10 protein-coding genes are annotated in these 15993 nt (G+C 62.9%); 5 read left to right on the forward strand and 5 right to left on the reverse strand.

Annotation, left to right across the window (positions count from 1 at the left end; all coding sequences use genetic code 11):
• From CGA21_RS20435 to CGA21_RS20455, 5 genes are read left to right on the forward strand one after another with little or no spacing between them, the layout of a single operon-like run.
• Positions 1-363 (forward strand): STAS domain-containing protein, encoded by a 363-nt coding sequence (locus CGA21_RS20435; protein WP_110754503.1) that lies wholly within the window; start codon positions 1-3, stop codon positions 361-363.
• Entirely contained in the window at positions 360-764 is a 405-nt protein-coding gene (locus tag CGA21_RS20440; protein ID WP_033040509.1) for an anti-sigma regulatory factor, read from the forward strand. Before CGA21_RS20435 ends, CGA21_RS20440 begins: the two co-directional genes overlap by 4 nt.
• On the forward strand, positions 761-1771 hold the full coding sequence (locus CGA21_RS20445; RefSeq protein WP_110754521.1) for an ATP-binding protein: 1011 nt from the start codon (positions 761-763) through the stop codon (positions 1769-1771). Before CGA21_RS20440 ends, CGA21_RS20445 begins: the two co-directional genes overlap by 4 nt.
• A complete protein-coding gene (locus CGA21_RS20450) occupies positions 1764-2639 on the forward strand; it encodes a sensor histidine kinase (protein ID WP_188264908.1) in 876 nt (291 codons plus the stop codon). The genes CGA21_RS20445 and CGA21_RS20450 overlap by 8 nt, the downstream gene beginning before the upstream one ends.
• Positions 2629-4572, forward strand: coding sequence for a response regulator (locus tag CGA21_RS20455; protein WP_188264909.1), 1944 nt, complete (start codon positions 2629-2631; stop codon positions 4570-4572). The genes CGA21_RS20450 and CGA21_RS20455 overlap by 11 nt, the downstream gene beginning before the upstream one ends.
• Before the next feature lie 117 nt (positions 4573-4689).
• Here CGA21_RS20455 and CGA21_RS20460 read toward each other — a convergent pair whose 3' ends face one another.
• The 5 genes from CGA21_RS20460 to CGA21_RS20480 all read right to left on the reverse strand — a co-directional run bounded on the left by CGA21_RS20460 (position 4690) and on the right by CGA21_RS20480 (position 15955).
• Complete coding sequence (locus tag CGA21_RS20460) at positions 4690-7338, reverse strand: excinuclease ABC subunit UvrA (RefSeq protein ID WP_188264910.1); 2649 nt, start codon at positions 7336-7338, stop codon at positions 4690-4692.
• Between the two features lie 157 nt (positions 7339-7495).
• Positions 7496-9607, reverse strand: a complete 2112-nt coding sequence (locus CGA21_RS20465) for a PAS domain-containing sensor histidine kinase (RefSeq protein ID WP_188264911.1) — start codon at positions 9605-9607, stop codon at positions 7496-7498.
• A 151-nt stretch (positions 9608-9758) separates the two neighbouring features.
• A complete protein-coding gene (tssF, locus tag CGA21_RS20470) occupies positions 9759-11528 on the reverse strand; it encodes a type VI secretion system baseplate subunit TssF (protein WP_188264912.1) in 1770 nt (589 codons plus the stop codon).
• Positions 11529-11583: 55 nt separating this feature from the next.
• Positions 11584-14970 (reverse strand): ImcF-related family protein, encoded by a 3387-nt coding sequence (locus tag CGA21_RS20475; RefSeq protein ID WP_223194203.1) that lies wholly within the window; start codon positions 14968-14970, stop codon positions 11584-11586.
• Positions 14963-15955, reverse strand: a complete 993-nt coding sequence (locus CGA21_RS20480; protein WP_033042373.1) for a hypothetical protein — start codon at positions 15953-15955, stop codon at positions 14963-14965. The genes CGA21_RS20475 and CGA21_RS20480 overlap by 8 nt, the downstream gene beginning before the upstream one ends.
• Positions 15956-15993: the final 38 nt, after the last annotated feature.

Below are 15993 nucleotides of genomic sequence, written 5' to 3' on the forward strand. Positions count from 1 at the left end.
ATGGAGCGCATTCCGATTCTGCAAATGGGTGGCTTCCTGCTGGTGACCATCCAGGTGGACATGCATGACCAACTGGCGCTGACGCTGCAAGACGACCTGTCCGAACGCATCAGCAAGACGTCCGCGCGCGGCGTGCTGATCGATATCTCCGCCCTGGACATGGTGGACTCATTCATTGGCCGGATGATCGGGACCATCTCCGGGCTGTCGAAAATCATGGATGCCGAGACCGTACTGGTCGGCATGCAGCCAGCCGTGGCCATTACCCTGGTGGAGCTTGGACTGACCCTGCCTGGTGTCAGTACCGCGCTGAATGTCGAGCGCGGGATGAAACTGCTTCAGGAACGAGTACGCAACCAATGACTGTGCGCAGCAGCGGCACTCATCCGATTCACATCGAACAGGACGTCGTCCTGGCCCGGCAGCTCGCGCGCAAACTCGCCCAGGACTGCGGCATGCGCCTGATCGACCTGACCAAGCTGGTGACCGCGGTCAGCGAGCTGGCGCGCAACACCATGGTGTACGGCGGTGGAGGCGACATGGACTGGCAAATCCTCGATGAAAGCCCGCGTACCGGCCTGCGCCTGGTTTTCCGTGACGAGGGCCCGGGAATCCCCGACGTCAAACTGGCAATGACCGATGGCTGGACCTCAGGTTCCGGCCTGGGTCTGGGCCTGACCGGTGCCAAGCGGCTGGTCAATGAATTCGAACTCGATACTGCGCCGGGAAAGGGTACTCGCGTAACGATTACCCGATGGACATGAACATCGGCGGCTCGATGACCCAAGTGCTGCTCATCGAGGACAATAGCCAGATCGGCTACGCACGACGCACCGCACAGAATCTAGCGCAACAACACGGCTTCGACGCCACGGATGCGGGACGGGTAGCGCTGGTGGCTACCGAGCTTGCCAGCAACATTCTCAAGCACGCCAGCCGTGGCGAATTGCACCTCAGGGTCATACCTCGTGCCAGCGGCGCCGGTATCGAGATGCTCGCCATCGACCGCGCACAGGGCTTCGATTTGCACGCCTGCCTGGCCGACGGTTTTTCCACCGGCGGCACCCAGGGCATCGGCCTGGGCACCGTGTCACGGCAGACTGAAGTGTTCGATGTCTATGCCGACTCACGGGGTGCCGTGCTGCTCACACGGTTGTATCCCCGGACGGACAAGGCCGCGGACCAACGCATCGGCATCAGCCAGCATTCGCTGCACCAGGATCCGGCTTGCGGTGATACCTGGCACCTGGCATTTGACGGACCGCGCATCAGCGCCCTGGTGATCGATGGCCTGGGTCATGGTGAAGAAGCCGAACGCGCCGCCCGTGCTGGCGAGAAAGCCTACGCACTGCTGCCCTTCGACTCACCGTTGCTGGTGCTCCAAGACATTCATCTAGCCATGACCGGCACCCGTGGCGGTGCGGTGGCCATTGCCCAGTTCAACGCCGACAGCGATGCGTTGAAATTCGTCGGCATCGGCAATATTGGCGCCTGCCTGGTCGCACCGGGTCAATCCCGCGGCCTGGCCTCCCATCCCGGCATCGTCGGCGGGCAGTTTCGAAAGGCGCAGCCCTTTGACTATGCTCAGGTGAGCGGACAACTGCTGATCATGTACAGCGATGGCCTGCAGTCGCGCTGGAATCTTGCGGATTACCCCGGCCTGGTGCACCGCCATCCTGCCGTGATTGCCGCCATCCTGCACCGCGATTTCTGCCGTGGACGAGACGATGTCACCGTACTGGTCATAGCCCTGGAGGCCGCCCATGGCTGAAATGCCCATGAGTCAAATCGACGAACAAGCTGCACTGATCGCGCGCTTGCAGGGTGAAGCCGTTGCCCTGCGCGCCGAGCTGGATGAAACCAACCAGGGCGTCCTGGCGCTGTACGCAGAGCTCGATACCCAGGCCGAACAGCTGCGCCAGGCCTCGGACCTCAAAAGCCGCTTCCTGTCCTACATGAGCCATGAGTTCCGCACGCCACTGGGCTCGATCCTGAGCATCGCCAGCCTGCTGACCGATGAGCTCGACGGGCCCTTGAGCAGCGAGCAGCACAAGCAGGTGGCCTTCGTCAGTAACGCCGCGCGGGAACTGAGCGACATGGTCGATGACCTGCTCGACCTGGCGAAGATCGAAGCCGGGCGCATCACCATTTCACCGGCTTGGTTCGATATGTTGGACCTGTTCGCCGCCCTGCGTGGCATGTTTCGCCCGATTGTCGATACCACCGCCGTGGACCTGATCTTCGAAGAGCCTGTAGGCCTGCCCCGCCTGTACACCGACGACAAGAAGCTCGCGCAGATCCTGCGCAATTTCATTGCCAATTCGTTGAAGTTCACCACCCGTGGAGAGATCAGGGTCTCGGCGCAGCTGGAAAACCGCGACTACGTACGTTTCGCCGTCAGCGACAGCGGAATCGGTATCGCTCAGGAGCTGCATGGCGCATTGTTCGAAGACTTCTCGCAAGTTGACTCCCCACTGCAAAAACGCCTGCGTGGCACCGGGCTCGGGTTGGCGCTGTGCAAACGCTTCGCGATGTTGCTGGGCGGCGAAGTCGGGGTACAGAGCACACCCGGTGTGGGTTCGACCTTTTTTGTGATCATCCCGCTGGCCATCGCCATGGAGCCTGCCGATGAAACGTGACCTGCGCTTGCTGATCGTCGACGACAACGTTGCCACGCGCTACGCCTTGCGTCGGCGCCTGGAGCGTCACGGCTATGAAGTGCTGGAGTCCGGCACCGGCGGTGAAGGCCTGGAGTTGATCGCCAGCGTGACGATCGATGCCCTGATCCTCGACGTCAACCTGCCGGACATGAGTGGCTTCGACATCGTGCGCAAACTGCGATCGGAGCCTGCCACCGCCCTGCTCCCGGTGATTCATGTGTCCGCGGCGTCGATCCAGACCGGCGATATCATCACCGGCCTCGACGCCGGAGCCGACGCTTACCTGATCCACCCGGTGGACCCGGATGTATTGCTGGCGACCCTGCGCACCTTGCTGCGGGTGCGCGAAACCGAGAATGCCCTGCGTGAAAGCGAGGCACGCTTTCGCGAGATTTTCGTCAACGTGTCGGCCCCCATCGCCGTGCTGGATGCGCAACTCAAGGTCCACGAATGCAACCATGCGTTTGCCCAACTGGTCCAGGACAACCTCGACCCGGATACCCTGCGCCAGTGTTTCGCCGACGACCAGTGCGCGGTCATCGAGGAACTGCGCTTGCGCCTGGCGTATGGCGAGCGCTGGAAAGGCACCTTGAGCATGCGGGTGCAGGGCGAAATTCGCGAAACCGAGTGGCAGATTTCACCCTATCGCACGCCGGCACTGAGCCTGGTGTTCGTCGAGGATGTCACCGAGCACCGTCACCGTGAACGCTCGCACCTGGCGCGCCTGGACGACGCCACGACGCAACTGGCCAACGAAGTCGCCGAGCGCGCGCGCACCGAAGCCCAACTGTTGCAGGTGCAGAAAATGGACGCGCTGGGCAAGCTGACCGGCGGTATTGCCCACGATTTCAACAACCTGCTCACCGGCATCATCACCAGCCTGGAACTGATCCAGAAGCGTGTCGCCGAGTCCCGCACCGACAAGGTGTCTTTCTATGCCGAAGCGGCGTTGAACTCGGCCATGAGTGCCGCCTCCCTGACCCACCGCCTGCTCGCCTTCGCCCGTCAGCAACCCCTCGATACCCGGCCCGTGGACATCAACCAGCACATCCGCTCCCTCGAGGAATTGCTGGTGCGCACTATTGGCGAACGCATTGCCCTCAAGCTTGAACTGACGAGCAAGCCGGCCATTGCGCTGGTCGATCCGATTCAACTGGAAAGCGCGGTGCTCAATCTGGTGATCAATGCCCGCGATGCCCTGCCCCAAGGTGGCAATGTCTGGGTCAACACCTATGCCGCCTATTCCCACGGCGACCCCAACCTGGCCGATGGCGCCTATGTCGCCCTGTCGGTGCGCGACGACGGCACCGGCATCGAACACAACGTCATCGATAAAGTGTTCGACCCGTTCTTCACCACCAAGCCCCTGGGCCAGGGCACCGGGCTCGGGTTATCGACCATCTACGGTTTCGCCCGCCAGTCGGGCGGCGATGCGCACATCCGCAGCGTGGCGCGGCGCGGTACCGAAGTCACCATCATGTTGCCGGCCAGCGCCGACCCCAGCGCCGTCACCCTCGAACCCACGACGACGCCCGCCCAGGGCGGCGGAGAGCACGTGCTGATCGTCGAAGACATGCCGTCAGTGCGCATGTTCGTTGCCGAAGTGCTGGTGGATGCCGGCTACCGTTGCACCCAGGTGGGCGACATCGAAGGCGCCCTCGAACGCCTGCAGAACGACGAATCCATCGACCTGTTGCTGACCGATGTCGGCCTGCCGCGCATGAGCGGCCGCGAGCTTGCCGATATTGCGCGGGGGTGGCGCGAACATCTGCCGATCCTCTTCATGACCGGCTATGCCGAAACCGCGATCAACCGCCAGGTGTTTCTCGGCGACGGCATGGAAATGCTGATCAAGCCATTCCAGATCAATGAACTGCTGGACAAGGTACGCCGCACCCTCGACGGCGCCTGATAGATTCGTCGGAACGCCCACCGGAGCCAGCCCGCTCCTACATTGGAATTGCGAACGCCACGGATCCATTGTGGGAGCGAGCCTGCTCGCGAAGAGGCCCGCAAGAACGACATTGGCTCAAGCCTTACCAAGGACCCTGGCAAGAAACGGCGCCGTCCGGCTCTTTCTGCTCTTGGCCACTTTCTGCGGCTCACCCGCCACCACAACCTTGCCACCCTGATCCCCGGCCCCCGGTCCGATATCGATCACCCAGTCACTCTGCGCCACCACGCGCATTTCATGTTCGACGACGATCACCGTGTGCCCCGCTGTCACCAGGTTGTTCAATTGCTCCAACAAGCGATCGACGTCCCGTGGGTGCAGGCCCGTGGTCGGTTCGTCGAGCACGTAGAGCGTCGCCCCCCGCGGGTTGCGTTGCAGCTCGGTGGCCAGCTTGATGCGCTGGGCTTCGCCTCCGGACAGCTCGGTTGCCGGTTGACCAAGGCGCAGGTAACCCAGGCCGATATCGCGCAGCACCTCCAGGGAACGGCGCACCGCCGCTTGTTCGGCGAACACCTCGACGGCCTGGTCAACGGTCAGTTGCAGCACTTGGGCGATGGTCCGACCCTGCCAGGTGATCGCCAGCGTCTCGGGGTTGTAGCGCGCGCCGTGGCAGGTCGGGCAGGGTGCGTAGACGCTGGGCATGAACAATAATTCGACGCTGACAAAACCTTCCCCCTCACAGGTCGGGCAGCGGCCCTTGGCAACGTTGAAGGAAAACTGCCCCGCGTCGTAGCCTGCCGCCTGCGCTTGGGGCGTTGCCGCATAAAGCTTGCGCACATTGTCGAACAGCCCGGTATAGGTCGCGAGGTTGGAGCGCGGTGTGCGGCCAATGGGCTTCTGATCGACCTGCACCAGCCGCTTGATCGACGTCAGCCCCGCCGTGACCTGCCCGCCAACGACGGTCGGAGCATCATCTTCCAGGCTCAGTTCCTCCAGCGGTTCACTGTCGACGCCGGGGCGCCCGAGTTGCGCGCCAACCAGTTCCAGCAAAGCCTGGCTGACCAGGCTGGATTTACCCGAACCCGACACACCGGTCACCGCTGTAAAACAGCCCAACGGAAACTCGACACTGAGGTTGTCCAGGTTGTTGCGCGTGACACCTTCCAGGCGCAGCCAGTCGCTGGCCTTGCGCGCGCGACGGGCTTGGCTGACATGTTCGGCGAACAGGTAGGCGCGAGTCTGCGAATCCCTCACGTCTGCCAACCCCGCCGGTGCACCGCTGTACAGCACCCGACCGCCATGCTCGCCCGCCGCCGGGCCAACATCGATCAACCAGTCGGCGCGGCGCATGGTTTCCAGGTCATGCTCGACCACGAACAAGGTATTGCCCGCCGCCTTCAGGCGTTGCAAGGCTTCGAACAGCGCCTCACCATCGGCCGGGTGCAAACCGGCCGAGGGTTCGTCCAGTACGTAGATCACGCCGAACAACTGCGAGCCCAGTTGCGTCGCCAGGCGCAGGCGTTGCAACTCGCCGGACGACAGCGTCGGCGTACTGCGCTCCAAGGCCAGGTAACCGAGTCCCAGGTCGATCAAGGTGCTGACCCGTTCCAGCAAGTCCTGGGCGATGCGTTGCGCGGCGAGGCGTTTTTCCACCGAGAGATTCGGCGTGTGGCGCACATCGGGGGCGTTGGCGTGACCACTGGCGCCGTGGGCCACGCGTTGCTCACGGGCCTGGCGGGTCTGCAGGTGGGTCAAAACCTCACCCGCCTCACCGCCCTCTTCCCCTTCGTCAAGATACTGTCGGGCCGCCACCGGCTTGAGGACTTCAGCGACTTGCAACAAGGGCATCTGCGACAGTTCGCCGATGTCGTAGCCGGCGAAGGTCACCGACAAGGCTTCGTGCTTGAGCCGCTTGCCCTCGCACAGCGGGCAAGGACTGCCGAGCATGAAGCGCGAGACGCGCTTCTTCATCAGCGCACTTTGCGAATGGGTGAAGGTGTGCAGGATATAGCGCCGTGCGCCGGTGAAGGTGCCCTGGTAACTCGGCTCCATCTTGCGCTTGAGGGCGACCCGGGTTTCCTGCGGGGTGAGCCCGGCGTAGACCGGCACCGTCGGGGTTTCTTCGGTGAACAGAATCCAGTCACGCTGCTTTTTCGGCAGGTCGCGCCAGGGCACATCGACGTCGTAGCCCAGGGTCACCAGGATGTCGCGCAGATTCTGGCCTTGCCAGGCCATCGGCCAGGAGGCGACGGCACGCTGGCGTATGGTCAGGCTCGGGTCCGGGACCATCAACGCCTCGGTGACCTCGTACACCCGGCCCAGGCCATGGCATTGCGGGCACGCGCCCTGTGGCGTGTTCGGGGAAAAGTCTTCGGCGTAGAGCATCGGCTGGCCCGCCGGGTAACTGCCGGCGCGCGAATACAGCATGCGGATCAGGCTCGACAAAGTCGTCACGCTGCCCACCGAGGAACGCGTGCTCGGCGTGCCCCGTTGTTGCTGCAAGGCCACCGCGGGCGGCAAGCCTTCGATGGAATCGACATCCGGCACGCCCACCTGATCGATCAAGCGTCGCGCATAAGGCGCCACGGATTCGAAATAGCGGCGCTGTGCTTCGGCGTACAGCGTCGAAAACGCCAGGGACGACTTTCCTGAACCGGACACCCCGGTGAACACCACCAGGGCATCGCGGGGGATGTCGACATCGACGTTCTTGAGGTTATGCTCCCGGGCGCCGCGCACCCTGACCATGCCGGAGGAAGGGTTGGAGGTGCGCTTGTCGGTCATGGGGTAGCCTTGATCGGAAGGTTCAAAAAACAACCTGTAGGAGCTGGCTTGCCAGCGAAGGCGGCCTCAAAATCCCTGCAAGACTTGAGGGCCTCTTCGCTGGCAAGCCAGCGCCTACAGTCCGGACGTGTTCAGCCGTAGTACAGTGTGGAAATGTTTAGCCGTTGAGCACGGTACGAATCATCCTGGTCAGCGCATGCGGCCCATAGGGCTTGCTCAGCAAATGGGTATCCGGGCTCAGCTGATGGTTGCGCGAAATAATGTCACGGGTGTGGCCCGAGGTGAACAACACCGCCACCGGGGGATTCTGTACCTTGGCCCATGCCGCCAGGTCCGAGCTTTTTATCAGCCCGGGCATGACCACGTCGGTGAAGATCAGGTCCACCGCCGCTCCCTCCAGCAACATCTGCATGGCCGCGTCGGCATTGGCGGCGGTGAGCACCCGATAGCCCTCTTCTTGCAGCAGCTCCACGGTAGAAACGCGCACTGCCTCATTGTCCTCGACCACCAGGATCCGCTCGTTCGCGCCCCGTTGCAGCACATCGGCACTGGGTAGTTCACTGTCCATCGAGCGCAGGTTGCGCGCAAAATACATCTGCACCCGGGTGCCCTGCCCAACGACGCTGGACATCTCGATATGTCCGCCACTCTGCTTGACGAAACCGAACACCATGCTCAAGCCCAGTCCTGTGCCATGGCCATCGGGCTTGGTGGTGAAAAACGGCTCGAACGCCTGCCCAAGCACTTGCGGCGACATGCCCAGGCCACTGTCCGAAACCGTGACCCGCACGTAGTCACCGGCAACGATGCCCTTGCCCAGGCAGAAGCCGCGGTCCAGAGTGATATTCTCGGCACTGAGTTCAATCGTGCCCTCGCCCTCCATGGCATCACGGGCATTGATCATCAGGTTGAGGATGGCGTTTTCCAGCTGGTTGCGATCGACGAAGACCGACCAGGGCTCAACCGGGGTGCTCATGTGAACATGGATGGTTTCCCCCAGCGCACGCTGCAACAGTTCACCCAGGCCGTCGAAAATCTGCTGCGCCGTGCAAACCGCCGGAGACAAGGGCTGGCGCCGGGCAAACGCGAGCAACTGCGAGGACAGTTTTGCACCGCGTTCAACCGCGGCAATGGACGCATTGACCCGGCGCTGCACGTTGGCATTGTCCGGTTCATGACGGGCGAGCAAGTGCAGGTTTCCGGCAATCACCTGCAGCAGATTATTGAAGTCGTGGGCCACGCCGCCGGTCAGGCCACCAATGGCCTCAAGCTTCTGTGACTGGCGCAGTTGCTCTTCTGCCGCCAGTCGCGCTTCGACTTCGTCGGCCACGCGCTGCTCCAGGTTGCGGGTGAACCTGAGCAAGGACTCTTCGGCGGACTTGCGTTCGTGGATGTCGATCAACACGCCGGGAAAACGGAAGGCCTGGCCCTGCTCATCGAACTCGCAGCAGCCGCTGGCGAGCACCCACAGGTAACTGCCATCGGAACGCATCACCCGGTACTCGGCGTTATACGGCGCACCGGTCCGAATCGATTGCCTGACCTGCTCCTCAACCCAGCTGCGATCATCGGGATGGATACGCGCTTGTGCCAGATCCTGGGGCAAATTGTTCAGGCTTTGCCCCGGGGGGAAGGAAAACGTGCGGGCAAAGCGTTCATCGCCGCTAAGCGTATTGGCCTTGAGATCCCAGACGAATGAACCGAGCAAGGCTCCGGCATTGAGTGCCAGGCGTACCCGCTCGTTGTCGGCGCGATAGGCATTTTCCGCTGCCTGGCGCAGACGTTCGGAAATCACGAATTCGGTGGTGTCGACCACCATCGCCATAACGCCGGCAGGGTAACCGTCATCATCGGCAACCGGGCTGTAGTAAAGGTCCAGCCACACGTCTTCGGGCACGCCGTCGCGCAGCAACACCAGCTGTTTGTTGCGGTAGGACAAGGTCCCCCCCGCCAGGCAGGTGTCGACCACATGCCGGTTGAAGTCGGCGACTTCCGGCCAGCCCAACTCCACCGCGCAACCCAACAGGTAGGGATGGCGCCCGCCGGCAAATATCGAATAGGCGTCGTTGTAGATCATGTAGCCGGCCCGGCCCCAGAGCATCACCATCGGCAGCGGTGACGCGAGCATCAGCTGTACCGCACTGCGCAGGCTCCTGGACCAGTTTTCGAGGCTGCCAAGTTCGGTCCGGCTCCAGTCGAATGCACGGATGCGCCCGGCCATTTCGCCGTTCCAGCCGGCACACCCGTGGTTATCTTCTAGAAACTGCATCGACTCGCTCTGCGCCCCGGTAACTGCACCCGTTTGTTTCGAGCTTCGCGGATGACAATGGTTTCATAGAGGGTAGCTGATTCTCGCGGTCTATCGGGAACGACCGAAATCTGTGGGTGGCAAACCCCTCTGTGGAAGAGCGCCTGGGTGTTCAGCCGGGAATACGCTGACTGTGATTCTCGGGCCATCGCAGACACTTTCCAGAAGGTTGAAGGACCAGCGTGAGCTGGTTGAACAGGTGGATGTCGGCGTACAAACCGAAGAAGCGATGGAGCATCTCACCGAACAGGCTGATGTCACCTTCGCCGGAAAAACCGTTGGCATCCAGTGTGACTTCGATGTCGACACCGCGCAGCAGAAAGCCGTTTTCAAAACGCTGCAGGAGGTGGTGCCTGACCTCGACGATGGCCGCCAGGCGCCGCCGGTTCAGTTCGTCGTCCGTCCAGTCATACAACGCCAGTGTGCCACGCAATACGTCAGCATTGTCGAGCATCGGCAGGAAGTTCGAGCCCAGGTGGCTGAGCACTCGCCAGTGGAAGCGGTCGCGGTTCGGCGGGTAACACGGCAATGTGGGTGCGCACAGATTGCGCACCTGCAAACCGATCTTTGAAGTTTGTGCCAGCGTATCGAGCAGTGTGCCTTGCAACGCTTTGCGCGGAAGCTGGCCATGGGTGCCGGTCAGGCGCAGCGACAGGCTTTGGTTCACGTCTAGCCGGTCCTTGTCAAAACCATCGCCGCCGAGGATCAGCCAGGTGTCATGCAGGCCATTGGCGCCTCGTTTCAAACGGGTATGGAAATAACGCTCGGGCATCTCATCCCGCAACATGCCGCCCTTGTGGCGGAAACTGCTGAACGGTATGTAGTCCTGGCGGTCGCCATTACTCGACGTAGTGACCTGATCCACCGAATAGATTTCGGTATGACCGTCCTGCAATCGCATGGGGCGAAGCAAGTAGTCGGTTTGTAGCGGCTGCAGCGCCAGCGGGTCGGACTCCAGTGTGAACGCATTGATCACCGGCACCGCATGCAAGCGGATGTGCCCGGTGCTCAGGTTGAACGCTTGCGGCCACGGTTCGCGTAACACCACCTCCAGTTCGAACCAGAGATCGCCTGGCTTGATGAGCACAAGCTCCAGTCCACACAGGGTGACGAACATGAACTTCTCGCGGAAGGTGAAATACTCCAGCAACAGCTGATAGCCGCTGAAGGCGCTGTCGCCCTTGGGCCACAATCGATCGTCATCGGCAAACCCCTTGGGCGAAAAATAACCGTCCAGCAAAGTACGACCCGCCTGGTCAGGCAGGCGTACATACAAGGCTTGAGCATTGAGGGTCAGTGCCTGGTGCAGCGCACTGGCCAGCGGTGCGTCGGCATTCAGGTACAGCGGCAAGCGACTCAGGTCGATCTCGCTCCAGGGGCTCAACGCCCCGCGGGCGAAACGCATTCGTAGCACTGAGCGCCCGTCCGGCTCATGGCCCATATGCACAGACTCCAGGGCGAGCGGCTGCAGTGTCAGGTCTTGGGTGGTGGTATATCGACAACGGGTGCGCTGCGCACCGATGGGCTGCGACAGCACTTCGAAGCCAGTGGCGATCAACTCACTGCGCTTCATCTGCTCCAGCTGCGGTGCCAGCTCGACGATGCAGAGCGAGGGAATGGTGCGCAGGTAATGCGGCCAGAGCAGGCTGACCAGGCCTTCGGTCAGTTCCGGCAGGTCATCGTCGAGTTTTTCGCGCAAGCGCCCCATCAGGAAGGCAAAGCCCTCGAACAGGCGTTCCACATTGGGGTCACGAGCGCCCTGCTTGTCCAGATTCAGTTGCGCCGCCCGGTCTGGAAAGGCTTGGGCAAACTCCTGGCCAGCCTCACGCAGATAGCGCATCTCGGCGTCGAAGTAATGCAGTGTCAGATTGTCCTTGCTCATAAAAAGATTCCTGAGTCGCGCTCGCCAAGGCATCGGGCAAACAATTTGTGCATTGTCATTTTTTAAACCTCCCGTTTTGTGCTGCCGCCGCCCCTTCAGCCAGGAAGATCTGCGTCGGCAACTTAAAGCCGCGCAACTTCAGCAACGCCATCGGCCCCGCCCCCAGCTCAGTGCGCAAATACCAGGTCAGGCCAATGCCATCCGGCGCCTTGAGCACCACGCGAAAACGGCTGTCGCCATCGTCCAGCGGCGTGACCTGTGCCTGTTCCAGCAGGCGGATCAGGCCCCAGGTGCCCGCGTAGTCGCCGAACAGCCGTTCGTTGGCCTGCACGCTGGTCCAGGTCAGGCTCGCGCCGGGGTATTGGCTGCGACCCGGCCAGTTGAAGCGCTGCCAGCTTTCCTTCTGGTTGAAGTACTCGTGTTTTTCGCCATTGAGGGTGAAGGTGGTTTGCACCACGTCGCGCACCGGTTTGCCTTGCAGTTCGAAGCTCAGGCCCATGCCGCCGTCGGTAAACAGCACGTCGGCCAGGTGGCTGAGCTGGTTGATCGCCGTGAGAAACTGCGGATTGAAACGCAGGCCCTGGCTGTGTTGGGCGTCGGCCACCCAGCGGCTGCCCTCCTTGCGCAGCAAGCCGCCCAGTTCGCGCTGCAGGAATTGCTCGAGGCGCCCGGAGTCGGCGCGGATCATCTGCCCGAGCATCGGCAGCGAGGCGTCGCTGGCGGTGACCGCGAAGGGGTAGCGCCCGGTGAACGCCTCGTGCCATTCGCTGACGATCGCCCGTTGCCAGTGGCGGTTGAGGCTGCTGGCCGAGGGTTGCAGGACCCGCTGCCAGGCTTGTTCCAGCGGTTGCACGAACAGGGTCTGGCCGATGCCGCCCCACTCCGCGCCAAGGCTGGCGGCGAGCTGGCTGCCGTAGGCGCGGGTGTCGGTGAGGTCGATGCTTTTGCCCTGGAACACCGTCTGCGCCAGGGTCTGGGTCATGTCCTGCGGGTCGGCGGCGTGGTTCACCTGCTGCAGGGTCAGGCGGGTGCGGGTGACCTGGTTGAGGAAGGCTTGCAGGCTCAGGCGCTCGTTATCGCTCTGGCCTTCGGGGGTCTTGCCGAGCAGGGCCAGCAGCGGGCCGAAGGTGGCGTCCAAGGGGCCTTGGGGGCCCTGCTGCGCCTGCTCGATCAGCGGCGCCGGCGCCTGGGCGATCAGCTTCTGCGCCGAGCTGATCAGCGAGTCGGCCAACGCCTGGCTGCGGGTGCCGGCCTGGCCCTGGTAGGCCAGGGTGTTCATCAGCGCGATCAGCGGCGACTGGCGCAGGTCGCTCATCAGGGTCATCTGGTCGATCACCTCGCCCAGGTTGTTGGCCGGCTGCCAGCGCAGGCGGTTGAGGAACTTCAGCCAGGCGCTGGCGTAGTCCTGGAAGTAGCGCCGGGTCAGGCGTTCGCGCAGCATGTCCGGGGTCAACTCGGCGGCGATGTCGCCCGGCCGGTCGCTGAGCACCCAGTCGATTTCCTCACGCCGCGCCTGGGCGACGGCCTCGATCGCCGGGCGCACCTGGCCCTCCCAGGCCTGGCGGGTAAACACCCCTGGCACGCTGGCCGGGCTGACGAACAACGCCCGCGCCTCGGTGTCGCCGACCATCTGCGCCAGGCCCAACGCCGGGTGATGATTGGCCGAGGCGTCGAGCACCTGGCGGTACAGGCTGGCTTCGGCATTGCGCTGGCCCAACTGGCCGAGGAGCATCTGGCGCACCTGCGCCACCAGCTGCGGATCGGCGGCGATGCGCCAGTCCGGGTGCGCCGCCAGCTGCTCGCCATAGAACTGCCAGAGCAGCGGCGACAGGCCGTGCCACAGCCCCGGCGAAACCCCGTCGGCGCTCGGCTCGAGCGAGCCCATCACTTTGACCAGAAAGGCCGCGTCGGCTTTTTCCGGCCGCGCCAGCATCAGGTAGGCCTTGAGTTGTTCGTAGGCCTGGGGCGCACGCTTGAGGCGTTCGGGGCTGTCGGCGGGCAACTGGATCAGGGCAGAAAGTTGTTGTTGCAGGCTGGCCACGGCCGGGTCGCGCAGCAGGCGCTGGTTGGCCTCGACGTAGGCGGGCCAGAGCAGTTGCAGGAGTTCTGTGTTCTTGTTCAGGCCGAAGCGCTGGTACCAGGGCGTGCCGTGGGTGGCGCGGTAATCCAGGCGGCCGAGTTCGCGGGTCAGCTCGTTGAGGGCGAGGAATTGTTCGTCACGGGTGGCTGAGTGTTGCAGGGTCGCCAGGGTCGTTTGCACCTGGGCAATGTGTACGCGGTTGCTGACGAAGGACAGCAGCAGGCCGGCGCCCCAGGCCAGAGTCAGGGCGAGCATCAGGGTTTGCGCGATGCGGGTCACGGGCCAGCCGAGGCGCTCAGGGCGAACCCTTTTGTCATCGAGCACGCCGTCCCAGGGCGGTGTGGCGTGCCAAAGGTTATCCGTATTTTCTTTAGTTTCTTGACCACCCTGCACTGGCAGGCTGAACCACAACCCGCGCAACGGCACGCCACGGTCGAACACCCGGAATAACGGCGCCAGAACTTGCCGCCAACGGGCAATGCCCTCGGCCTGCAGATCGCGAGACAGACGGAGCAGGAAGTCATGGTTCATCGCGCCCCGTATCTGCAACCAACCACCGTCGCGCAGGGGTTGCACCAGGCTCTCCAGCCCGCTTTCCAAGGCCAGCGGCGTCACCTGTGACGGTAGCCAACAACCGATGGCCTGGGTCTGGCGCTTGTTCTGTTCCCATCCACTGTCGCAGACCTGCCACAGGTGCAACGGCAACTGCCAGCGCAATTGCCGCGCCAGGTCTTGCAGGTGACGCACACCGGCGTCCATCGCGCTGGCGTCCATGCTCTGCTCTTTGTTCAAGGCCCAGATCACGCCGTCGAGACCGCGCCAGCGGCTCAGGCCTTGCCACGAGCTGAAGCGGCCATCAGCGAATTTGGTTTGGGTGCTGCCGCCCCAGAGCAGAACGGTGTCGTGGCCGGCAAGCCATTTTTTATCTTTCAGGTTGGGGGCGATGGCGGCGATTTGATCGGGTTCGCCGACGACCAGCAGCAGGCGGATTTTGCGGCGCCAAAGGAAACCGTGATTTTCGTGCAGGTGTTCCTTTAACTTAGCGACCCATGAATCGTCGTCCGGAACGGGCTCTTTGCTGAATGGCGAAATCGGTGCATCAACAGCCGCGCCCGTCACGCGCATCGCCCGAGCCACCGCCAATCGATCCCAGGCGAGCAATATCACCGGGCAGAACCAGCACAAGGCAAACCAGCTTCCACCCCCCCACAGCGCCAACGATTTGAGGGGCAGCCTTGGCCAGCCGATGTACTCGTGGGTCAAGTCGTACAGCAGACAACCGAACACCACCACGACCGTCACGACCAGCAGATAGCCTAATCCCACCTTCATCAGTGAGCCTTCGCTCGCTTGCTTATTCATTGCCATGAGGCACCGCCATTCCAATAGCCAATCGATCGTTTCCGTCCTGACTCAGCCAACCACAAGGTTGTCCGGCCTCCTTTGCCTGCAACAACGCCAGGGACATGCCGATGAAAGGCGCCAATTGCGCCAACACGCCCCAGTACCCGGACAATTGATGTTCGCCAGACTGCCAGCCACCTTTCAGGAAAGTGCCCTGGCTGGTTTTATCCAGCGCCAGGCAATCGGGCGGTGCTGCGTCCAACCCGGCATAGCGCTGGATCTGGACACAGAGCTCAGCGGGAGACTCGTCGAGCTCACTCAACAAGTACTCGCCCCTGTGCAATAACTGCCGCCCCTGGTGGCTCACCAGCCAGAGAAATCCAGCTTCACCGGGAAGATCCGGCTCGCCAGCGCTCGGCACCGAGACCACCCCGGCGCAAAGCAACCAATCCGCCTCATCGCGACAGTCGTGGTGAAACGCATCAATGAGCGTGTCCAGATCGGCCAGGTCATCCAAAGGCATGCGCGCTTCGGGCAACGCCACGTCGCCCTTGGCCACTGCCGTTAAATACGCACTTTGACTGGCCTCATCCCCGATCCAGGCGATCCCGCGCAACCACGGCCAGCGTTGTTTCAACTCGGGGAGTTCAAGCGTCATCCTGGCCAGGCGCCGGGCCAATGCTGGCGCACGCTCACTGGACGAACCCAGCGACACCGGGCAGCGCAACATGCGCTGTGTAGCGCCGTCGGGCTTCGATGGCTTGGGGGCGGGAACACCGGCCATCAAGCCGTTGTAATGTATTTGCTCATCGCCGACGGGCCCCAGGAGCAGCACGTGTTCCACCGGCAAACCCAAGCGGCGACGCCCCCACCAACGCTGCACCGCAGCCTCCACCGTGCGTCGATACACATCGCGGTTGAACAGGCAGATTTGCCACCCCAACACGCGCAGCGCTAGGGCCAACACCCAGCAAAAAGGCATGACTGCACTCCACATCCACAGTTCTCCCCTTGGCTGCTCCTCTGGCCATAACGACAACA

Source organism: Pseudomonas sp. PSB11 (assembly GCF_014596605.1).
Taxonomy (GTDB): Bacteria; Pseudomonadota; Gammaproteobacteria; order Pseudomonadales; family Pseudomonadaceae; genus Aquipseudomonas; species Aquipseudomonas umsongensis.

What these genes read in the sequence shown, in the direction of transcription:
- CGA21_RS20445 (WP_110754521.1), top strand. Translation starts at nt 761, where the DNA reads ATGAACATCGGCGGCTCGATGACCCAAGTGCTGCTCATCGAGGACAAT.
- CGA21_RS20475 (WP_223194203.1), bottom strand. Translation starts at nt 14,970, where the DNA reads ATGAATAAGCAAGCGAGCGAAGGCTCACTGATGAAGGTGGGATTAGGC.
- CGA21_RS20465 (WP_188264911.1), bottom strand. Translation starts at nt 9,607, where the DNA reads ATGCAGTTTCTAGAAGATAACCACGGGTGTGCCGGCTGGAACGGCGAA.
- CGA21_RS20435 (WP_110754503.1), top strand. Translation starts at nt 1, where the DNA reads ATGGAGCGCATTCCGATTCTGCAAATGGGTGGCTTCCTGCTGGTGACC.
- CGA21_RS20450 (WP_188264908.1), top strand. Translation starts at nt 1,764, where the DNA reads ATGGCTGAAATGCCCATGAGTCAAATCGACGAACAAGCTGCACTGATC.
- CGA21_RS20455 (WP_188264909.1), top strand. Translation starts at nt 2,629, where the DNA reads ATGAAACGTGACCTGCGCTTGCTGATCGTCGACGACAACGTTGCCACG.
- CGA21_RS20440 (WP_033040509.1), top strand. Translation starts at nt 360, where the DNA reads ATGACTGTGCGCAGCAGCGGCACTCATCCGATTCACATCGAACAGGAC.
- tssF (WP_188264912.1), bottom strand. Translation starts at nt 11,528, where the DNA reads ATGAGCAAGGACAATCTGACACTGCATTACTTCGACGCCGAGATGCGC.
- CGA21_RS20460 (WP_188264910.1), bottom strand. Translation starts at nt 7,338, where the DNA reads ATGACCGACAAGCGCACCTCCAACCCTTCCTCCGGCATGGTCAGGGTG.